We start from the raw sequence: 20,433 nt of genomic DNA, 5'->3' as shown, positions 1-20,433 counted from the left end.
ATGGGTATGGTCGGGAGGATTATGCGGAGTATTCGCGTGATCCCGAGTGGCAGCGTCTGAATGAGGCGTTGATTGCGGAGAACCGTGGTGAGACGGAGGGGGAGATCTCCGACATGCCACCGGATGATGGCGGTCAGCTTGATGTCGAGGTTTCCGGTGAGAAGAGCAGTGCGTTGGATGATATGACGGCGTATATCTTCGAGCATGGGTATGGTCGGGAGGATTATGCGGAGTATTCGCGTGATCCCGAGTGGCAGCGTCTGAATGAGGCGTTGATTGCGGAGAACCGTGGTGAGACGGAGGGGGAGATCTCCGACATGCCACCGGATGAGGACACGGCAATCGATGATGCCGGTGACATCCACGAGATGGATGAGGAAGCGGAAGGCGATGTTCCCCCGCTGGCGGATGACATTCCCGATATGCCGATGGAGCCCCTCGACGATTCGCCCGATGACGTCTCCGATGAAACGACGAACCTCGACATGCCGGCGGATTCGGCGGGAACGGACGAGCCGACGGATGTTACCGAGGCCATGGACGTGGTCGAACCTGACAGCCCGGTTGATATGCCTGATGGCGACGTGCTGGCGGATGACGTTGCCGATCCGGTGGAATCGATGGAACGGGTCGATTCGACGGAACCGGTCGATGCGCCCGCGCCTTTCGATTCCATCGATTCGGATGAGGCGGCCGATATGCCCGATACGGCCGACATGACCGGCGGGGCCGAGATCGACGGCATTGACGAAATACCGGATTCGGATGACCGGCATCGTCTGGACGACAACGCGGAGAACCTGTCCGAACGCGATGGGGCATTGGAGGACGGCGGCGAGCAGATTGACGACATGCCGGTGTCGGACGCCCTTGCCGATGGCCGCATCCCGGGTGAGGTGTTCACCGGGAGTACCGACGTGTTCGAGGTACTCAACGACACCAGGCTGGAGGAACTCTCCGAAGACGGGTATCGGCAGTTGGAGAAGTTGAATCCCGAACGGGCGAGTCAGATGCTGACGGAATACAACAGCCGGATGGCCCCCCTAGACGCCCTCGACGAGCTGCCTCGTGACCTGCCACTCGACGGCGGCAATCAGATGACCGTCATCGACGAGGATTTGTCTCGGGACGTCGCCACGGTACGCGATATGGAGACCGGGAACGAATACATGGTCTACCCCAATCCCATGGGACGGATGTCCCATATGGAGGGGATGCAGGGACGCAACGAACTGGGCATGTCCCAGGATTGCGGCATCGCCTCCACCGCAAAAAGCATCAACGATGTCTATGGCAGAAAGGTGACCAGCGAGAACCGGCTGGCCGAATACGCCAGCAACACGGGGATCTGCGAATTCGTGCACGGGCCGGACGGCAGCATCGATTATGCGCGGTCGGGCGGCACGGTCGAATCCGACGTGCGGGAGATGTATCAGGCCAATGGTCTGGATTCGACGGCGTTCGTCGGCAACGACGTCCCGACGTTGGATGAATTGGGTGAGCGGTTGAAAACGGGGGAAGGGATGACTCTGGCGGTCAGCTCCGACCTGCTGTGGAACTATGACGACGCCCAACGGTTCGACTTCTCCAACGATCTGGACGAGGGAAGGTATCTGTCGGACGATGAATATCGGAGAATGATCGACTCCTATGCGGACATGCAATCCGGCCACGGCACCTTCCAGGCCGACCATTACGTCAATGTGTCGAATGCCGTTTATGATGCGCAGGGCGACCTGACTTATTTCATCGTATCGGACACGGGGAACGGCACGACCAGGATGATTCCGCGCGACGCGCTGCAGCGCGCGTACAACGGCTTGGGTTCGATTAACGTCACGAACCAGGGTTGCGTGACGGCAAGAAGAAGGAGCGCATGACATGGACACTATCGACTCGATGACGCGGGCGATTTACGAAAGCCGGGAATTCGCGGCGAAAGGTTGCACTTCCGCCGTTCAGGACATGTTCGCGGTCCGGCATGCCGGGGCCGTGTACGTGGTGGCGTTGGTCCGCGTGGGGCGTCTTGACGGCACGTTGCTGTCGTACGCGTATGCGGTGTACGACGTCGCCGGGAACGCCGTCGTCGACCCGTCAGCCCCTTGGTGCCGCGAACTTGTGTCGGCGTTCCCGCCGACGGACGGGTTGAAGTACGAGGGCGGAAACCTGGGATTCCTTGACCGCCGCCGCTTCGATGCGACCCTGCGCGAATTGATGGAGGCCCTGTTGACGCAGGGGGCCTGGACGGACGGGCAACGACAGGCATACGAGACCTACTTGCAGGAACGTGGGTGTCGGCTATCCCCGTCATTCCAGGAATTGTATGCGTTCTTTGCCGGACATTCGGACATGTGAGAGGAAAGGCGGGTGCATCCCATGTATTGCGGATACTGTGGCAGCAAACTGAAGGATGACGCGAAATTCTGCGGACATTGCGGCAAGCCGGCAAAGAAGCCATCGACGAGTCCCGCGCCGTCTCCGGCGCCGGACCGGCCGTCGGCCCCCTCCGGGGTGGCCCTCCCGGGTTCTGTCGGCCCCAACACCGTCACATCCGGCGCCGGACCGGCCGTCGGCCCCAATGACGTCGCCTCCGACGACGTCTCCGCTGGGAGGGGACCGGATGCCGTGCCGTCCACGAAGGCTGCCGCGCCGGAACCGGCCGCGCCTGTACGGCCGGCGGACGGCGTCGGGATTTTGGGAAAGGTCACCGGGAAGGTCGGGGACAAGATGGGCGCCGCGATTGCCAGCGCGGCGGAAGGACCGGCGTCGCTGTCCGGCGCGGATCGGAAGCGCTTCGCCGGTCTGTCGAAAACCGCCGGTGGAGCGAACGCCCCCATTCCCGCGGAGGATCTGAGGACGTTTCTCATCGGCGTCGCCGTCGCTGTCGTGGTGTTCGTGCTGTGTGCCGTGGCCGCGGTGACTTACCACAACGGTCTGTGGGGCAATGCGTCCGCCGGCGAATGGGAGACGTCAACGGTTGCGATCATGGAATACGGCATCGCGGACGAAGATGTGGTGGATTGATGCCCTCCGACTGCGTGATGGCGCGTGTCCGTCTGCGGTCGCATCGATTCCGGAAACGAAAGGACCATGATGGGAGAAACCTTATATTGCCCGAAGTGTGGCAAAGCGTTTGACTCGGATGTGCGGTTCTGCACGGAGTGCGGTACGCCGCGCCCCTCGACTGCGGCCCCGGGCGCTCAGGTTTCCCCGATTCTGCCGGCTGGCGGGCCGGCGAGCGGTTCGAAGCCGGTCGCCAAGGCGGCGAAAAACGGCAACACGGTCATTGCGGCGCTTGTTTCGGTCATCGTCGTGCTGGTCGCGGCCATTGGCGTCGGCGCATGGTGGTTCGTGTTCCGCGATGACGGGGACGCGTCGTCCGGCACCGCCGGGCGGAGCACGTCCCAGGGCGTTTCCGGGGCGGATGCCGACGCTGCGGATGGCGATGCCGAGAACACCGACGCTTCCGCGGACGCCCCGACGTCATGCTCCGTCGCGCTATCGGCCAGCCTGGAGTCCGTCGGCCTGAGTGGCACGTCGCTGGTCGCCGACATCGCGCTGACGTCCGACGACTGCGGCGACCTGCCGTTCGAGGAGAGCGGCGTGCGCGTGACAATCAAGGACGATAGTGGCAACGTCGTCGCGGACGCGGTCTACGACTTCTCCGATGCGCCGATCGAGTTCGACGGCGGCGAGGCGACGGCGCGGCTGGCGTTCGGCATCGGGCAGTACTGGCGCCCGTACGATCAGATCGACGCGTCGTCCGCGCAGGTGGGCGTGCAGACCGGCGCAACGGCGAACGGCGCCCCGGCGGCCGGTGCGGGGAGCGCGCTGGGCGGCGCGAACGTGCCGGACGCGGACATCGAGCGCAACGCCCAGTTCGCCCTGTCGTGGCAGCGCGAGCACGACCGCGCCGCCGCGGGCGGGTTCTACACCACCTACACCACGCAGCTGTCGAGCAAGAAGTACGGCATGCAGGTCGAGGGCAAGACCTGGGACTACGGCGACATCTACGCGCAGTTCCTGGAGAAGCGGGCGCGGCACCCGAAGGCGCTGCTGGTGTGGTCGGGCGACTACCCGACCTACCAGAAGAACGGCACGACCGATTATTACGTGATCCTCTCCGGCGAGGGGTTCGGATCGGCGGCTGACGCCAACGCGTGGTGCTCCGCGAACGGGTACACGACCGACGACTGCCTGGCCATCGACCTGCAGTAGGGCGTGTTCGCGGCCCCGCGGCCCCGCGGCCCCGCGGCCCTGCGGCCGGTTCGGAACGGGCCGATCGGGGTCTGTCGGGGGATATCTGCATTAGGTGTAGCGGATTCGGCCATCTGCAGACATCTATCTGCGTTATGTGAGGCGGCTTGGCGGCCATACCCGGAGTATGACCGGCGGAATGACGCCGTCGATACTCCGGGTGCTTCGGATCTGGTGCCCCACATAGTGCAGATAGATGTCCGCAAGGGCCCGAATCTACCGCAGCTAGTCAAGATAGAGTCATCGGGAACCCGTGGGGGCCGTTCCTCGTGTGCGCGAGACGCGTCTATACCGCGCCGTCGTCGGGAATCTGTGTGTGGGGGGGCGTCGGTGTTCTGGAATAGGTCTCATATTCCGGCGGACGGGGCCCGGGACGCGTGTGAGTTCGTTCTCGTGATCGCCGTGACTCCGGCGCCCGAACGAGACTTGGCGGCACGCGTCCCGCCTCAGGCCGGTCGTTCGTTGGTATCCGGCCGGTGTCCGGCCCGGGCGTGTCGTGGTGCTGTCGCGTTCGGGACGGCGTCATCAACCGCGGCGGCGTCGGCGGCGCCGCATTGGTTTCGGCCGCCTCGCGGCCGGCGCGACGCGCCGCCGGGCCGTCCAGCCCGCGGGTTAACCTACTGGGGTTGCCCGCGGTGCATCCGCGGGCGGCACGCAAGCACACTCCTGCCGCGGAAGGTCCGCGGCCGATAGTCCGAAGGAGGTGGGTGATGTCTGCGCATAAGTACGAACTGATGTTCATTGCTGATCCTGAGCTGGATGAGCGCGGTCTGAAGAAGCTGACCGAGCAGTATCTGGAGCTCGTCACCAAGGAAGGCGGCACCATCGACGGCACCGATTACTGGGGCCGCCGCAAGCTCGCCTATGAGATCGCCGGTAAGACCGAGGGCAACTACGTCGTCGTGAACTACACCTGCGAGCCGGCCACGAGCAACGAGCTCGACCGTGTCCTCAACCTCAACGAGTCCGTGATCCGTACGAAGATCCTTCGTAAGGACGCCAAGTAAGCCGTTCATAACGCATCAAGCTGCGGTACAAGGTAAGAAGGTACAACATGGCAGGCGAGACGGTCATCACCGTGGTGGGCAACCTCACCGCGGACCCCGAGCTGCGCACCACCGGCGGCGGCGCGAACGTCGCGAGCTTCACGATCGCGTCGACCCCGCGCACGTTCAACCGCCAGACCCAGCAGTGGGAGGACGGGCAGGCCCTGTTCATGCGCTGCTCGGCGTGGCGTGATCTTGCCGAGCATTGCGCGGCGAGCCTGTCCAAGGGCATGCGCGTGATCGCGCAGGGGCGTCTGTCCCAGCGCTCGTACCAGGCGAACGACGGCACCCAGCGTACCGTCGTGGAGATGACGGTCGACGAGATCGGCCCGTCGCTGCGCTACGCCACCGCCCAGGTCACCCGCCAGTCGTCCGGCTTCTCGGGCGGCAACCGCGGCGGATTCGCCGGCAACAACGGCGGATTCGGCGGCAATGGCGGCTTTGGCGGCAACAACGGCGGCTACCAGGGCGGTGCCGGGTACTCCGGCGGCGCGGGCTACCAGGGCGGCGCATCCGCCGCTCCCGCGAACAACGCCGCTCCGGTCGATCCGTGGGGCGACACCGGTTCCGGTGCCGGCTCCGGGTTCTCGTCGTTCGGCGCCACCAGCGATTTCGGCGGGGACGCCGACGAGCCCGAGTTCTGATCCGCCGGCGCATCGCCGGCCGATGCCGCGCTTGAAACGTATTCAAACCAGTCATAAGGAGAACATCAGATGTCACGCAAGAGGCCGCAACCGCCGGTCAAGCCGTTCAAGAAGAAGCCGAACCCGCTGAAGGCCGCCAAGGTCACCGAGATCGATTACAAGGACGTCGCGCTGCTGCGCAAGTTCATCTCCGATCGCGGCAAGATCCGTTCCCGTCGTATCACCGGTGTCACCGTGCAGGAGCAGCGCGAGATCTCGAAGGCGATCAAGAACGCCCGCGAGATGGCCCTGCTGCCGTACGCCACCTCGGGTCGCTGATCCGGATAGGAGGATTCATCATGGCTGAAACCAAGGTTATTCTCACCCAGACCGTGTCCAACCTGGGCCAGTCCGGTGACGTCGTCACCGTCAAGACCGGCTACGCGCGCAACTACCTGATCCCGCAGGGCATGGCCTTCGCGTGGACCAAGGGCGCCGCCGCCCAGATCGAGTCGATGCGCCGCGCCCGCCTGGCCAAGGCCGTCGCCACCCGCGAGGATGCCGTCGCCGCCAAGGCCGCCATCGAGGGCACGACCGTCGAGATCGCCGCCAAGGTGTCCGAGTCCGGCAAGCTGTTCGGCGGCATCTCCGCCGACGCCATCGCCAAGGCCATGGCCCCCACCGCGGCCGTCGACCCGAAGGCGATCACCGTCGAGGTCATCAAGACCACCGGCGAGTTCCCCGCCACCGTGGCCCTGCACCCGGAGATCACCGCGTCCTTCACCGTGAAGGTCGTGGCCGAGTAGGACCGGTCCCCATCGGTCGCATGGCGTCCGGCGCACGCGCGCCGGTGCGCATGCGCCGATGCCATCAGGCTGAATAAGGTCTGAGCTTAAGCACATACGGGAGCCCCGTCGCGTTCCTCCAGGAGCGCGGCGGGGTTTTCGCGTTGCCGGATCGACAATCGAAGGAGCAGAGCCATGTGCGGACGATTCGCGATGCCGTGGGACGCCGAGCAGCTCGAGCTGATGTTCGACGCCGAGGGCGACGACGACTGGGAGGCGCGGCCCTCGTGGAACATCGCGCCCGGCTCCGAGATCACCACGCTGGGCATGGACGGCGACGGCACGCGCAGGCTCGCGACCGCGACATGGAACCTCGTGCCCTCGTGGTCGGCGACCGACCGTCTGCCGTACCCGACCTTCAACGCGCGCATCGAAACCGCCGCGGACAAGCCGACGTTCCGCGACGCCGCCGTTTCCGGGCGCGTCCTCGTGCCGATGCTCGGGTATTACGAATGGGACGCGTCGCATCGGCCCCATTGGTTCCAGGGCAGGGACGGCGGCCCGCTGCTGGCGGCCGGATTGTGCTCGGTCTGGCGCGGAAGGCGCACCGCGACGATCCTCACGCGCGACGCCATCGGGATGTGCGCCCGTGTGCATGATCGCATGCCGGTGCTGTTCGACGCCGCGGACGCGGCGCCATGGCTGACGTGGACGGGCGACCCGCACACGCTGCTGCGCGCCGCATGCAAGCGTGGCGCGCAGCTGTCGGGGCGCCTTGCCGAGCATGAGGTCGCGCCGTTGCGGGGCGATGGGCCGCGGCTGATCGAGCCCCGGATGGTGCAGGCCCCGCTGTTGTGAGGCGTCGCGAGACGCGGCGCCGTCCGGATCGTGGGCGGCGCGGGCGCGTTGATGTGCTACGGCGTCGCGCGCGGGCGCGCTGGTGTCTTGCCTGTGCCTCGACTCTGTCTCGCATCGGGGTGTGAGGCACGTTGTTGTGCGGAGGCGTCGGCCGGTGCGCGTGGCGTCTGCCAGACATACGCGACGTGCCTGGCGTATGCGCGGTGTGGCGCGATTGGTTGAACGTGGCGGTGCCGACCATCCCGTGTGCGACATGTGTGCAGGCGTGATGGGTGCGCGGCGCGGAACGAGTGTGCAGCGTGGGGCGAATGGGTGATGGGGCAAACGTGCGGCGTGTGCGTGCGGTGGAGCAGATGTGCGGCGCGTGCGTTCGACCGCGACGGCGTGTGTGCGAGGCATGCGTGCATTGGCCGCCGGGGAAACGATGTATCTGCATTAGATGTAGCGGATTTGCGGGTCTGCAGACACCCATCTGCGCTACGTGAGGCACTCTGACCGCCCAACCCGGAGTAGCACCCGCGGAATGGCGCCATTGATACTCGGCGGCGCCGGGATCGGCTGCCTCAGCTAATCCAGTTGGGTGTCTGCAGACCCGGGAATCCGCTACACATAGTCGAGTTATGGGGCAGACGGCGGTCTTGAGTGGGTGACTGGGCGTTGTGCGGTCAGACGGCAATCGCGCGATGGCGGATGCGTCCGGCGCCCGTCCGGCGGTCAAGGGGGGCTCTCGGCTCGTTTGCGGACCCGGTGGCGGCCGTCGGCGTCGGTTTTGGTTGATAAACAACGAGGTGACTGCGTTTTACCCGACGCTGGGCGATTCCCTAGTGTCGGTTTGGTAGCACAGGTGCCGCCGCAAGTGCTACCGAACCGACGCCAGAACAGAAGACGACCACGTAGCGCACATGACACGCCAGATGATGCCAACATTTCGATCCTTAACCCCACGATTCGGGCGGCGGAACCCGCGGTTTGCGGCGCGGCGCGATAAACAACGAAAAACCCGGCTGTTTCCAGCCGGGTTTCTGTCGGTGCCCCCTCAGGGACTCGAACCCTGGACACGCTGATTAAGAGTCAGCTGCTCTAACCAACTGAGCTAAAGGGGCGTTGGTCAATTCCTTGAGCCGAGTAGTTACTATACTCGGAAATTCCCGACGTGCAACTACGGCGTGTCGCGCTGGAAACCGGCCGTTCGCCTGCCCGGCCCGCATCGCCGCGCATCGTGACCGGCCGCCACCTTCATTCCCCCTCGTGCCGTTCTTCGCGCCATCACCCACCACTTCCTCGCCGTCCCCATCACGACCTCGCCGCCTTCCGCCGCCGTCGCCCCACGCCGCCGCGGACACCGCGAACGCCGCGGGTACCGCGGGTTGTAAGGTAATCACCGAGCGACACTACCGCGACCAACAACATCAAGTAAGAGAGATAGAAGGAATTCTCATGGATTATCCTCTCATCACGCGCCTTGCCGCCGAGTTCATCGGTACCGCCATCCTCATGGTGTTCGGCAACGGCGCCGTGGCCAACGTGGAGCTGAAGAACACCAAGGGCCATCACGCCGGCTGGCTGACCATCGCCATGGGCTACGGCTTCGGCGTCATGTTCCCGGTGCTCATGTTCGGCGGCGTCTCCGGCGCGCACATCAACCCGGCCATGACCATCGCGCAGGCCGTCAACGGCCTGTTCCCGTGGGGCGAGGTGCTGCCGTACGTCGTCGCGCAGCTGCTCGGCGCCATCGTCGGCCAGCTCATCGTGTACGTCACGTACTACCCGCACTATCGCGAGACTGAGGAGCCGGAGGCGATCTTCGGCACCTTCAGCACCACCGACGCCTACAACTCCCGCGTCAACTACTTCGTCAACGAGTTCTTCGGCACCCTGATGCTGGTGCTGGGCGCGCTGAGCTGCCTGAGCCTGCCGTGGGGCGCCTCGAATCAGGCGGCCGCGTCGATCGTGGTCGGCTTCATCGTGTGGGGCCTGGTCACCTCGATGGGCGGCCCGACCGGCCCCGGCCTGAACCCGGCCCGCGACCTGATGCCGCGCCTGCTGCACCAGATTCTGCCGATCCCGCACAAGGGCTCGTCGCGCTGGGGCGAGGCCTGGATCCCGGTCGTCGCCCCGATCCTGGGCGCGATCGTCGGCGCCTGGCTGTTCGTCACGCTGTTCGCCTGACCGTCCGCCTGCAAGGGGTCTTCCGTTCCGTCCCGTGGAGCGGAAGGCCCCTTTCTTTATGTTTTCTTAAGCGTCGCCGGCGGCCCGACATCTATACTTGACTTCGCAGACAACAAGACGACAGCGGAATGATGCGGGGTGTGACATGGCGGATTCGCGGTGTCCGGATGACGTTGTCGGGCGCATCGCCGCCGCGTTGCGCTCGGCGGCGTCCGACGCGCTGACGGCGGCGCGCGCGTGCGCGGACCGTGCGCGGCCGGTGCTGGAGCGCGTCGCCCGCCGCATCGCCGCGATTCTTGCCGCGGCCGCATCAGCCGCGGCGCGCTCGCTGCGGGCTGCGTGGGGCCGTCTGCTCGCCGACATGCGGCCCGGCGCCGAGTCGCAGGCCTCCGGGGCCTCCTCGGCCGGCGAACCCGCCGGCGGCGCCCGTCGCGTGTTCCTGGTGCGTCGGATCGTGGTGCTTGCCGTCGCCGCGCTTGCGGTCGTCGCGCTCGTCGTGGCCGTGGTGTGCGGGGTGCGCGCGCTGTCCGGCAATGCGAACGCCGGCGTCGCGGCGCAGACCGGCGCGTCCGGAACGAACGGCGGCGGCGATAGCGCCGACGGAGTCGGTGGCGCCGATACCGGCGATGACGGTAGCGACGGCGACAGCGACGGTACCGACGGAGACGGCACCGACAGCGGCGACGACGCGAATGCCGCCGACCCGTCCGTCCCCACACCCGTGACGCCCCTTTCCGACGCGGAGCGCGCCGACATCCTCGCCCGGGCGCAGTCCGCCGCCGCTGCGAGCGGCAACCCGCAGATCGAATATACGTACTGCATCGCCACGCAGGGCGATGTCGGCGAGGCCTCGGATTTCGAAACCATCGTCTACACCGCGCTCAACGACCCGCAGGGCTGGCCGCGCGCGGGCGCCACGTTCGTGCCGGGCTCGGACGGCGTGTGCGGCATGACGCTGATTCTTGCCTCGCCCGACCAGATGACCACGTTCTCCGAGGAGTGCAGCGAGGAGTACAGCTGCCGCGTCGGCGACAGCGTCGTCATCAACGTGACCCGCTGGAACGGGGCGACCGACGAGTGGCTCGCGGCCGGCGGCACGGTCGACCGGTACCGCGTGATGGTCGTCAACCACGAGGTGGGCCACCGTCTCGGCCATTTCGACAACGAGACCGTCTGCGGCGGCGAGGGGCAGCCGGCCCCGCTGATGCAGCAGCAGTCGATGGGGCTGCAGGGCTGCGTGCCGAACGAGTGGCCACTGGACGACGAACTGTGGGTGAGCGAATGAGCGTGAACGCCGTCGCATCCGCTGGTTCTGCCGACGCCGTGGCCTTTGCCGCGTCGGGCGCGTCTGCCGTTCGGTCGCGTGCGGCGGGCGGTGTGACGGGCCGCATTGCGCCCTCACCGACCGGCCGGATGCACCTGGGCAACGCGTACGCGGCGCTGGCGGCCTGGCTGGGCGCGCGGGCGGCCGGCGGTCGGGTGCTGCTGCGGATCGAGGACATCGACGCGCCGCGCGTGGTTCGCGATGCGGACCGCTGGATCATGGACGATCTGGCGTGGCTCGGTTTGGACTGGGACGGCGAACCGGTGTACCAGTCGCGGCGGCTGGACCTGTATGAGGACGTGCTGCGCCGGCTGCGGAGCGTGGCGCTGGATGGCGGCGTGCTGCAGGGCGGTACGCCGCAGGATATGCCGTTGGCGGTCGGAGCGCTGCGGGATGCGTTGCCGTCGGATGCGGCGTTGGGGGCTGGGGTATCGCGGGATGCGGCGTTGCGGGGCGGTTCGTCGCGGGATGCGGAGCTGCGGGGTGCGATGCCGCGTGGCGCGGACCCGCGGAGCGCGACGCCGCTGGTCTACCCGTGCTTCTGCTCGCGCGCCGACATCCGCGCCGCGTCCGCGCCGAACGAGGGCGACGGATTCCTGGTGTATCCGGGGACGTGCCAGCGGCTGGGGGAGTCGGAACGCGCGGCGCGGCTGGAGCGCGGCGACCGGCATTCGTGGCGGATCGCCGTGCCGGGGCCTGATGCGCCGGAGTCGGCGCGGGTCGTGACGTTCGCGGACCGCGTGTTCGGGCCGCAGCGCTTCGACCTGGCGCGGCAGCTCGGCGATGTGGTGGTGCGCCGGTCGGACGGGCTGTTCGCCTACCAGCTGGCGGCGAGCGTGGATGACTTGCTCATGGGGGTGACGCAGGTGGTGCGCGGGCGCGACCTGCTGCGTTCGACCGCGATCCAGCTGTGGATCCGGCGGTGGGTCGCGGCGTGCGTGGCTATGCGGACTCCGCAGTTCGCGCACCTGCCGCTGATCGACGCGGCGGACGGGCGGCGCATGGCCAAGCGGCTGAACTCGCTGGATCTGGGGACGCTGCGGGATCGCGGGGTGGACCCGCGCGAGGTCGTCGGCTACTGCGCGTGGCTGCTGCGCGTGATCGACGAGCCGCGTCCGGTGACGCCGGCCGAGCTGGTGCCGGGGTTCTCGTGGGATGGTCTGGCGGGCGACCATGCCGATCGCGTGGTGGACGTGGAGGGGCTGTTCGCCTGATTCCCGGCGCACGCGACGCCGTGTGGCGCCGTTGGGCGCGGCATGGGTGCGGGGCTGCGTGCATGCCGGCATATGCGGCGTGTGCGGCGCTGCGATGCGGCCGCGATAGGGGTACTCACAGGGTTAATGTATGAAGGGGGGTATATAACGGGGGAATAATAGTTGTTTTCTGCGGTTTTGTGAAATTAATCGGGGGTATGGGGGTTGAAATGGGGGTGTGTGTTGGGTGGTTCGTTCTCCTAGTGTCTCTGCTCAGAGTGGCTGTATTGGGTCACTTGATACCCAGAAACGGGTGAATACGACGAGTGCAGAGAAGGCCACGTTTCTGGAGACAGAGACTCAACAAGGAGAACGGTTATGCGCGGAATGAAGCATGACATGAAGAAGGCATGGGGGGGGGGTATCCGTTCCCGGCTGGTCGCCGCCGTGGCGGCCCTGGCGATGCTGGGCACGTCGGTCGCCGCCGGCACCGCGGTCGCCAGCGAACTGACCGCTGACGACGCGCAGACGCCGACGACCGCGCAGACCGCGGAACAGGATACGCAGAACGGCGCGGACGCGTCGGATGATGCGGTGTCGGTTGCGGATGTGGTGGAGCCGTCGTCGGATGATGATGTGCGTTCTGCCGATGCGGTGGCGCAGGATGATGGCAGTGTGCTGTATGCGGTGGATGTGCCGGTTGGTCAGGGGGATGAGGCCGGTTCGTTGGGTGTCGAGGTGACGGTGCCGTCCGGCGCGCTGCCGGATGGTGTGGCGTTGGTCGCGGGCGCGGTCGCGGATGCGGATGCGGTGTCCTCCGCGCTGGCTGGTGCGGGCGTGGAGTATGACGGTCTGCTGACCGTGGACGTGCGCTTCGAGGACACGGACGGCAACGAGGTGGAGCCGTCCGAACCGGTGTCGGTGCGGTTCGACACGACCCAAAGCGTGCTGGGCGGTGATGTGGATGCCTCGTCGATCGCGGTGCGTCACCTGGCGGAGGATGCGGATGGTGCCGTGGAGTCGGTGGACATGGTCGCCGACGCGGGCGACCAGTCCGACGGCACGGTGAGCGTGGACGGCGTCGCCGCCCTGAGCGCCGACGAGACCGCCGACGCTGATGCTGATGATGCGACGGTGTCGGCCGAATTCACCGTCGACTCCTTCTCCAGCTTCACCATCACATGGCGCCAATATGGTCAATATGGCGGCACTGAATATTTCAACGTGACCATGCACTATGTTGACCAGAACGGCGAAGATGTGAACGTTCAACAGGAGGACGTAGACCTTCAATTCCCGTCACTGCCGAGTAAGCCGAACTACGACGGCTACAACGGGCAGCGTGTTTCTATGTCTGATGATAAATCTTCTGACCTTACGGCCTATCGGGATGGGTGCGATTTGGTTGAAGGGTGCACTGGTTCCAGCATTCATTATGGCAGTATCGAAGGCCCCGAAGTAACCAGCATGACGGCCACAATCAGTGGGACATATGTGTGGCAAAACATTTACGGGTGGGGACGTTGGAATACCGAGAGCGTGACGCGTACGCTTACGTTCTTTAACGATAATGAACAGGTGGGGCAGCCCCTGACATACCGGACTGGGCAGGCTCAAAAGGTTGACATCTACTTTGTATGCCAAGTTGAAGAAACCGGCACGGAGGATCCTGACACTCCCAGCTCGACAGATGTGACGGTGACGACGGGTAAGACTGCCGTGCTTCGTGACAATGGTGACTATGATTTGACTCTGTCGGTTTCTGGTGATCGTGGTTCGTCGACGCAGAAGGCGGCCATTGACGTTCTATTCATCGTGGACCGTTCCGGCAGCATGACTCCAAGCCGGCAGAATGCGGTTGACAAAGCTGTTGATACTCTAATCTCCACGTTGCAGAGCGACCGGTACAAGGACAGCATCGACGCGCGGTATGGCGTCGTGGCATTTGCCGGATCTACCGAGCATTACGGTAACGGCTACCATGATTATGGTACTGATTCATATGGGTGGACCAGCAGCGGCTCCAATACTCTTCGGTACATTAAAGATTTAGACTTCGAAGGCGGAACCAACTATCAGCAGGCTATTTATACTGGCAAGGAGATGCTTGCGAATCGTGACAATAGCCGCAAGGAGAACGCCACGACCTTCGTGATATTCATTTCAGATGGTATCCCCACGTACCGCGGCGTGGACGTCACCAATGGTACTGAAAACAGGTATTCAGCGAACGGTAATGGCAGCAATGATAACGATGGGAAAAACATTGCCGCAGCTGTGAACGAAATCAGCAGCATGAATTGTGATTACTTCTATGCGATCGGCATGGGAGATGACTTCGGCCAGGAGTGGCAAGATGGTGATTGGCCATGGGTGCCTGGTGGCTATGTTGATAAAAAGGGTACGGCGAATCTGAAGCAGCTTGCCAATGCCGTGGATGCCACGTATGCGGGCGACGATAATGTCTACTCGGCCGATGACGAGGATTTGAGCGGTGCGTTCGGCGATATCACCGCGAGCATCACCTTCTTCGCGGCGGAGGACGTGGTCATGAGCGACCCGTTGAGCGACTACGCGGACATCGTTGCTGGCGAAGACGGCCAGGTGATGTTCTCGGTGAAGCTCGAAAAACAAAACGCGGATGGCAGCTATGCGCAGGTCGGAGACGTCCAAACGGTGACAAGCGACGAGTCAGCGCAGTTCACGACCACGGCGACGACCGAGGGCGGCGCGGAGAAGCAAACCAACTTCACGATTACACCGAGCTATGACGAGGATACGAAGACGATTACTGCCTCGCTGTCGGGCCTGGATGGCACCTCCTACGAGCTCGCTCCCGGTTACCGCTATTCCATCAGCACGGTAATCACCCCGAGCCAGGCGGCCATTAATGCTGGTATGAATTCCGATGTCGCGAAGCAGACGCCGAATACGGGTACCGGTACTCACGCCGACAGGGGTGAGACGGGCTTCTGGTCGAACGACAACGAGAATGCCAAGGTGACCTACACCGCCAACGGTGAGTCCGGTTCCGAGAACTTCCCGAAGCCGGTCATTCGGGTGGCGGATGTGCCGGACATTCCTGCGGAGTATGGCACTGATGATCACCTGGGTCTGCATAAGGCGATGTCCGATGGCGGTGCGCCTGAACTCGGCAAGTATCACTTCAACATCGTTGAAATGGTGGCGGATGACAATGGCTTCTTGACCGGGGCTGATTCTGGAGCTGACACTGGTTTGACTCTGCCAGTCGATCATAGTGTCATAAATGGTGACGGCAATGGCGATGGCCAGTTGGACGACGGGGAAACGGCTGGCGGCGAGTTCGATTTCGGTGAGATTGAATTCGATAAGCCCGGCACGTATTACGTGGCGGTTTCTGAGGAGGAGACGCCTGCAGGTTCCGCTGTCGTGTATGACGAATCGGTGCTGTACGTCTGCTATCAGGTCGGTTACGAGTCTGAGGGGTCCCATGTCCTCAAGGTGACTGGCCGATGGGTGCACCGCGCGGACAACGATACTGTTCCCGTGCCGGTGCTGACGGAGGAGAACCAGGGAACTATGTGGCACCTCATTGCTATCGGATCTACCGCGACCGATGAGGATGTTGCGGAGTATCTGACGTGGACCAATATCGTCCCGGTGTCCTCGCTCCCGTTGACCGGTGGTGACACGACCGCGCGAACCATCGTGCTCGCCGGTGGATGTGTGCTGCTGTTGGCCGGTGTCGCGTGGCTGCTGGCGCGTCGTAGGCGAGTCTGATCTGAATTGCTTGGCCGGGCGGCCTATGCCGCCTGGTCCCGGGGCCGGCCTGTCCCGGCCGGCCCCTGTCCCCTTACCGAATTATTGAGATTTCCCGCTCATCTTCCGTCTTCCCGGATGGGTGGGGGTGTTTGAGGGGAGACGGAGATAACTGAAAACCCATTTTCCAATTAAGTGTCCCGCCCTTTTACGGGGTGGGGGTTAAGGAGAAAAGACAAATGATGAAGGGCATGTTCAAGCGGGCCCTTGGGGTTGTCGCCGCCGCGGCCATGGCCGTGACCGGCATGGCCGCCCTCTCAGGCACCGCCAACGCCGCGAATGGTGATGTTGTCACTACGCCGACGGTGACGTTCACGTTCACCGGTTCTGCCGATCGTCTGAATCACGCGAATCTGACTGCTTACAAGATCGGTGATTTTGTCGAGTACGGTGATATGTGGGCTCTTGAGACTACCACGACCAATGAAACCGCTGTGGAGGCTGCGCTTGTGGCGGCTACCGCGGAGGCTGAGAATACATATGTTCCGGATGGCCCGGGAGGCCTCGATCCGTTGGCGTGGGCCCAGTCTCAGACCGGTGCGATTCTCGGCGCCGACGATACGAGTTGGGGCTATGTGGGCGGCGTGGCCGACAGCGCCGTGCGCGTGTTCGCCGACAATCTTGACGAAGACGCTCTGAGGCCCGTGAGAGACGTTGTGTTCAACAAGAACACAACCGGCGACCCGGCGACCATCACCGTGGATCTGGAGCCTGGTGTGTACGTGTTCTTTGACAGCTCGTCCGATGGTGCGGTCACCCAGGCGGTTCCGATGATCGTGTCGAGCGGCAAGACGGACGGGAACAAGCTCACTTCCGTGACCGAAGAGCCGAGCATCGATGTGAAGAACTTCGCTACCGAGGATCAGACCAAGAACGCAGACGTTGATGCCGTCCATTCGATCGGTGACACCATTGGCTATACGCTGACGGGTTCGATTACCAGCCCGGCGCCGTCGACCTATAAGTTTGTGGACCGTCCGGGGACGGGTCTGACCGTGTTGGCGGACTCGATTCATGTGTATGCTGATAAGGACGACATTACTGAAGTTGACGGTGCCGTGACGGTTCCGGAGAGCGACGTGATGGGCGGTGATGATGTTTCGTTCGAAATCATGATCAATAATCCGTCCGATTATGCAGGCAAGAAGATTACCGTGATCTACCAGGCCGTGGTCAATGATCAGGCGAGCGCCGATACCGTAACCGGACTGGTTAACAGCCTTGATAACTACGGTGATTCGGTGTCCGAGACGGTGACCAAGGACCTCTACGGATTCGGCATCCACAAAACCAACAAGGATAACAAGCCGCTGAACAACGTCACGTTCGAGATTAAGCCCGCGAATAAGGAAGGTACCGCAACTGGCAGTGCGATTAATTTCGTGAAGCAGGATGATGGCGCCTATATGAAGGTCTACGATGTTGACGCGGTCGAGGACGAGTCGACCGTCGTAACGACGGATGACGAAGGTTACATCACCCTCGAAGGCCTTGGTGAGGGCTATTATCAGGTTACGGAGAAAACGAACCCGCATAGCGAGTACATCATGACCGACACTGTTTTCACCGTGCACATCACGAGCGACGGCAAGGTCGAAATCAGCACGCCCGACTCCTGGGGTTTCGCCACCAATGAGGATAAGGACGCGGTTGTTGAGGTGCTGAACATCCGCAACATCACCCAGCTGCCTCTGACCGGTGCCGCGGGCATCACCATGTTCATCGTCCTCGGCCTGCTGATTGCGGGCGCGGGCGTGACCGTGTACATGAAGTCGCGCGGCGTGCGCAACGCCATGCGCGCCTGAGTGCGGGCGGTCCGAGAACCGGTGCATCGCACGCCACAGCGGTCCGGGGCTGACCCCGTGACCGGCTGACCAGAATGGTCGGCACCCTCCTTCGGGAGGATGCCGACCATTCCGCGCATCTCGGCCATCGGTGGCTCGGCGGCAATGCGTCCACCGCTGTTGGTCCATGCGCAATCCCCGGCGACCACCCTGCGGTCCTCATACGCAATCGGCGCGAGACCAACATCAAGCCGCAATCCCGCCACGACATCAACTGTTGCCGCCCCTTCAGCTTCTCCAATCCCACCATCCGCCACCATCCATCATCACCCCTTCCGCGCACCCACACATTGTGCCGTCACGCATACCACAGGTAAGGAGCGCATATGCCACAGAAATCGTCGTCGTTCGGCGGCGGCGCATTCAGCATCCGCGAGGTCGAATACCTCGAATCGCTGCCCGCGGTCGAACGCGTGCGCAGCGGCCGCATCATCTATGCCGAGGACTTCAAGCGCGACTGCATCCGCCGCTACCAGGCCGGCGAATCCCCGGCCGAGGTCTTCCGCAAGGCCGGCCTCGACTCCTCGCTGATCGGCTACAAGCGCATCGAACGCTGCATCGCCCGCTGGAAGCAGACCGTCGACCTCGATGCCGATGCCGACACCAACGCAGCCGCCTCGTCGGACGCCGCCACCAGCCCTGCGGCCGTCGCCAAGCCGCCTCAGTCCCGCTTCGTGGTCGACCCCGACCGCCGCTGGGTGCCGCCGGCGTCGCTGCGCCGCGAGGCCCGCAGCAGCGACGGCCGTCGCCGCTACTACATCGACGACACCGACGATCTCGGCGGCGCCGTCCCCGCGATCCCCGCCGCCTCCGCCATGTCCGCCGGTTCCGCCGCCCCCGCCGTCCGCGAGACGACGCTGCATGTCGACGACGACACCCGCGACCTGATCATCGCCCAGCAGGCGCACCGCATCCGCGAACTGGAGGACCGCATCCGGGCCATAGAGGGGCATCTCGGGGGTATCGGGGGTATGTGCGCGCCGGTATATCATGATGGCGATTCGGCCGCGGACGGCGCCCAACGCGCGCTGCAGGCGGTCTGACGACATGCGCGGCCCGCGAGCGGTACGCGTCGGGTCGCATCCGTGCCCGGGGAGGGAAGTGGTATGTTCGGCAAGCGCAAACAACGCTCGAGGGGGTCCGCTGGCGACGAGCGGGAATCGATGGACCTTGCGGACGTGGCGGACGTCGCCCCCGACGGGGACGCCCCCGAGGCCGGCAGGCCCGTGCGCCGCGCCCGCGGCAGGCACAGCAGCGGCCATGAGTCCGCCGCATTCGTGAAGACTACGCAAGGATTATCGGAAAACGCCGCCGCCGACGGGGGGATAGCTGCCGCGGCTTCGGCAGCGCCGGCGGTGACGTCGGCATCGGCATCACCCGCATCACCCACGTCCACCGCGGCAACAGCAACGGCAACGGCAACCGCAACCGCGGGCTTCGCCGGCACCGACTTCGTCCCCGAACCCTTCGACGAGCTCGTCGACGTCACCGACCTGCGGCAGCGCTACCGCAAGCTCCGCCGCAGCATGTGGACGCTACGCATCATCTCCATCCTGCTGCTCGTGCTCGCCGCATGCGTGATCGGCTACCCGCTGGCCCTGCAATACCAGTCCAGCCAGCGCCTGGCCGAGACCTCCAACGTCGCCGCCCAGACGGTCGCCGGCTGGCCCTACCCGGAGGCCGAGAACGCGCTCGCCGCGGCCCGCGCCTACAACGAGCGGCTCGCGCAGTCCGGCCAGCCGATTCTGGGCGAGGCCAGCGACCCGTTCTCCAGCGACTCCGGCGGCTCGCACGCCTCCGGCGAGGACTCCGCCTCCGCCAACGACGAGGAGTACCAGTCGCTGCTCGACGCGGGCGGCGGCGTCATGGGCACGATCCGCGTGCCGAAGGTCTCCATCGAGCTGCCGATCTACCACGGCACCTCGGAAAGCGCGCTCGCCTCGGGCGCCGGCCACCTGTACGGCTCGTCGCTGCCGGTCGGCGGCGAGAGCACCCATTCGGTGATCACCGGCCACCGCGGCCTGGTCGAGGCGATGATGTTCACCCGACTCGACGAGATGGAGGTCGGCGACATCTTCTACATCGAGGTCATGGGCGAGACGCTCGCCTACACCGTCGACCGCATCACCGTGATCGAGCCGACCGACACCTCGCAGCTCAAGATCGTGCCCGGCGAGGACCGCGTCACGCTGATGACCTGCACCCCGTACGGCGTGAACACGCACCGGCTGCTGGTTTCCGGCGTGCGCGCCACGATGCCCGACCCGGCCCCCTACCTGGACGACGCGCCCGGCGACGCGCGCACAGCGGCGATCATCGCGGCCGGCGCGACGCTGGCGGTCGGCTGGCTGCTGGTCTCGTGGTGGCGGCGCTCGCCGTGGAAGATCATGCGCCACGGCACGACCTGGCCGCGCCACTGGTGACGCCGGGCGCCGGCGTGTCCTTCCGAACCGCCGGCGCTGCCGCAATGTCGGGGGATGATTTCCGGATTATGGAACCGCGGGATTGTCTCGCCGCCGTCGGCTGCACCCCA

At 64.8% G+C, this 20,433-nt stretch carries 16 protein-coding genes, 1 tRNA gene and 1 pseudogene; 17 read left to right on the top strand and 1 reads right to left on the bottom strand.

Going from position 1 to position 20,433, the window contains the following annotated elements:
• From KIH73_RS08050 to KIH73_RS08005, 10 genes and pseudogenes are all read left to right on the top strand, one after another.
• On the top strand, nucleotides 1-1,880 hold a 1,880-nt coding region (locus tag KIH73_RS08050; RefSeq protein WP_219082345.1), incomplete at its 5' end, for a hypothetical protein.
• A 1-nt stretch (nucleotide 1,881) separates the two neighbouring features.
• A complete protein-coding gene (locus KIH73_RS08045) occupies nucleotides 1,882-2,355 on the top strand; it encodes a hypothetical protein (RefSeq protein WP_219082343.1) in 474 nt (157 codons plus the stop codon).
• A gap of 21 nt (nucleotides 2,356-2,376) precedes the next feature.
• A complete protein-coding gene (locus KIH73_RS08040; RefSeq protein ID WP_219082341.1) occupies nucleotides 2,377-3,024 on the top strand; it encodes a zinc ribbon domain-containing protein in 648 nt (215 codons plus the stop codon).
• Nucleotides 3,025-3,090: 66 nt separating this feature from the next.
• A pseudogene (locus KIH73_RS10950) lies at nucleotides 3,091-3,165 on the top strand (zinc ribbon domain-containing protein); the annotation flags it as partial.
• 147 nt (nucleotides 3,166-3,312) lie between these two features.
• Nucleotides 3,313-4,218 carry a hypothetical protein gene (locus KIH73_RS10945; protein WP_236022671.1) on the top strand — a complete coding sequence of 302 codons (906 nt, stop codon included), beginning with the start codon at nucleotides 3,313-3,315 and terminating at the stop codon, nucleotides 4,216-4,218.
• Between the two features lie 749 nt (nucleotides 4,219-4,967).
• Nucleotides 4,968-5,264: a 30S ribosomal protein S6 gene (gene rpsF / locus KIH73_RS08025; RefSeq protein WP_219082339.1), complete on the top strand. Its 297-nt coding sequence runs from the start codon at nucleotides 4,968-4,970 to the stop codon at nucleotides 5,262-5,264.
• Between the two features lie 47 nt (nucleotides 5,265-5,311).
• Nucleotides 5,312-5,947, top strand: coding sequence for a single-stranded DNA-binding protein (locus KIH73_RS08020; RefSeq protein ID WP_219082337.1), 636 nt, complete (start codon nucleotides 5,312-5,314; stop codon nucleotides 5,945-5,947).
• Nucleotides 5,948-6,016: 69 nt separating this feature from the next.
• The gene (gene rpsR, locus KIH73_RS08015; protein WP_003810112.1) at nucleotides 6,017-6,265 is read left to right on the top strand and encodes a 30S ribosomal protein S18; all 249 of its coding nucleotides are present in this window, start codon (nucleotides 6,017-6,019) and stop codon (nucleotides 6,263-6,265) included.
• A gap of 20 nt (nucleotides 6,266-6,285) precedes the next feature.
• On the top strand, nucleotides 6,286-6,732 hold the full coding sequence (gene rplI, locus KIH73_RS08010) for a 50S ribosomal protein L9 (protein ID WP_219082335.1): 447 nt from the start codon (nucleotides 6,286-6,288) through the stop codon (nucleotides 6,730-6,732).
• Between the two features lie 174 nt (nucleotides 6,733-6,906).
• Nucleotides 6,907-7,569: an SOS response-associated peptidase gene (locus KIH73_RS08005; protein WP_219082333.1), complete on the top strand. Its 663-nt coding sequence runs from the start codon at nucleotides 6,907-6,909 to the stop codon at nucleotides 7,567-7,569.
• Between the two features lie 1,029 nt (nucleotides 7,570-8,598).
• On the opposite strand, the gene KIH73_RS08000 is transcribed toward KIH73_RS08005, so the two are convergent.
• Nucleotides 8,599-8,672: transfer RNA gene (locus KIH73_RS08000), tRNA-Lys, on the bottom strand.
• 334 nt (nucleotides 8,673-9,006) lie between these two features.
• Between KIH73_RS08000 and KIH73_RS07995 the strand changes: the two genes are divergently transcribed.
• The 7 genes from KIH73_RS07995 to KIH73_RS07965 all read left to right on the top strand — a co-directional run bounded on the left by KIH73_RS07995 (nucleotide 9,007) and on the right by KIH73_RS07965 (nucleotide 20,323).
• Nucleotides 9,007-9,738, top strand: coding sequence for an MIP/aquaporin family protein (locus tag KIH73_RS07995; RefSeq protein ID WP_219082331.1), 732 nt, complete (start codon nucleotides 9,007-9,009; stop codon nucleotides 9,736-9,738).
• Between the two features lie 145 nt (nucleotides 9,739-9,883).
• Complete coding sequence (locus KIH73_RS07990; RefSeq protein ID WP_236022668.1) at nucleotides 9,884-11,023, top strand: DUF3152 domain-containing protein; 1,140 nt, start codon at nucleotides 9,884-9,886, stop codon at nucleotides 11,021-11,023.
• Between the two features lie 92 nt (nucleotides 11,024-11,115).
• A complete protein-coding gene (locus tag KIH73_RS07985; protein ID WP_338023983.1) occupies nucleotides 11,116-12,276 on the top strand; it encodes a glutamate--tRNA ligase family protein in 1,161 nt (386 codons plus the stop codon).
• 357 nt (nucleotides 12,277-12,633) lie between these two features.
• On the top strand, nucleotides 12,634-16,017 hold the full coding sequence (locus KIH73_RS07980) for a DUF7604 domain-containing protein (protein ID WP_219082326.1): 3,384 nt from the start codon (nucleotides 12,634-12,636) through the stop codon (nucleotides 16,015-16,017).
• A gap of 218 nt (nucleotides 16,018-16,235) precedes the next feature.
• A complete protein-coding gene (locus tag KIH73_RS07975; protein WP_219082324.1) occupies nucleotides 16,236-17,861 on the top strand; it encodes an isopeptide-forming domain-containing fimbrial protein in 1,626 nt (541 codons plus the stop codon).
• A 365-nt stretch (nucleotides 17,862-18,226) separates the two neighbouring features.
• Complete coding sequence (locus KIH73_RS07970; RefSeq protein ID WP_219082322.1) at nucleotides 18,227-18,943, top strand: hypothetical protein; 717 nt, start codon at nucleotides 18,227-18,229, stop codon at nucleotides 18,941-18,943.
• A 312-nt stretch (nucleotides 18,944-19,255) separates the two neighbouring features.
• Nucleotides 19,256-20,323: a class C sortase gene (locus tag KIH73_RS07965; RefSeq protein WP_338023982.1), complete on the top strand. Its 1,068-nt coding sequence runs from the start codon at nucleotides 19,256-19,258 to the stop codon at nucleotides 20,321-20,323.
• The last annotated feature ends 110 nt before the right edge of the window (nucleotides 20,324-20,433 follow it).

Origin of the sequence: Bifidobacterium phasiani, assembly GCF_019331775.1 — a bacterium.
In the GTDB taxonomy this organism is placed as follows: domain Bacteria; phylum Actinomycetota; class Actinomycetes; order Actinomycetales; family Bifidobacteriaceae; genus Bifidobacterium; species Bifidobacterium phasiani.
This window is presented reverse-complemented; position numbering and strand designations above follow the sequence as displayed.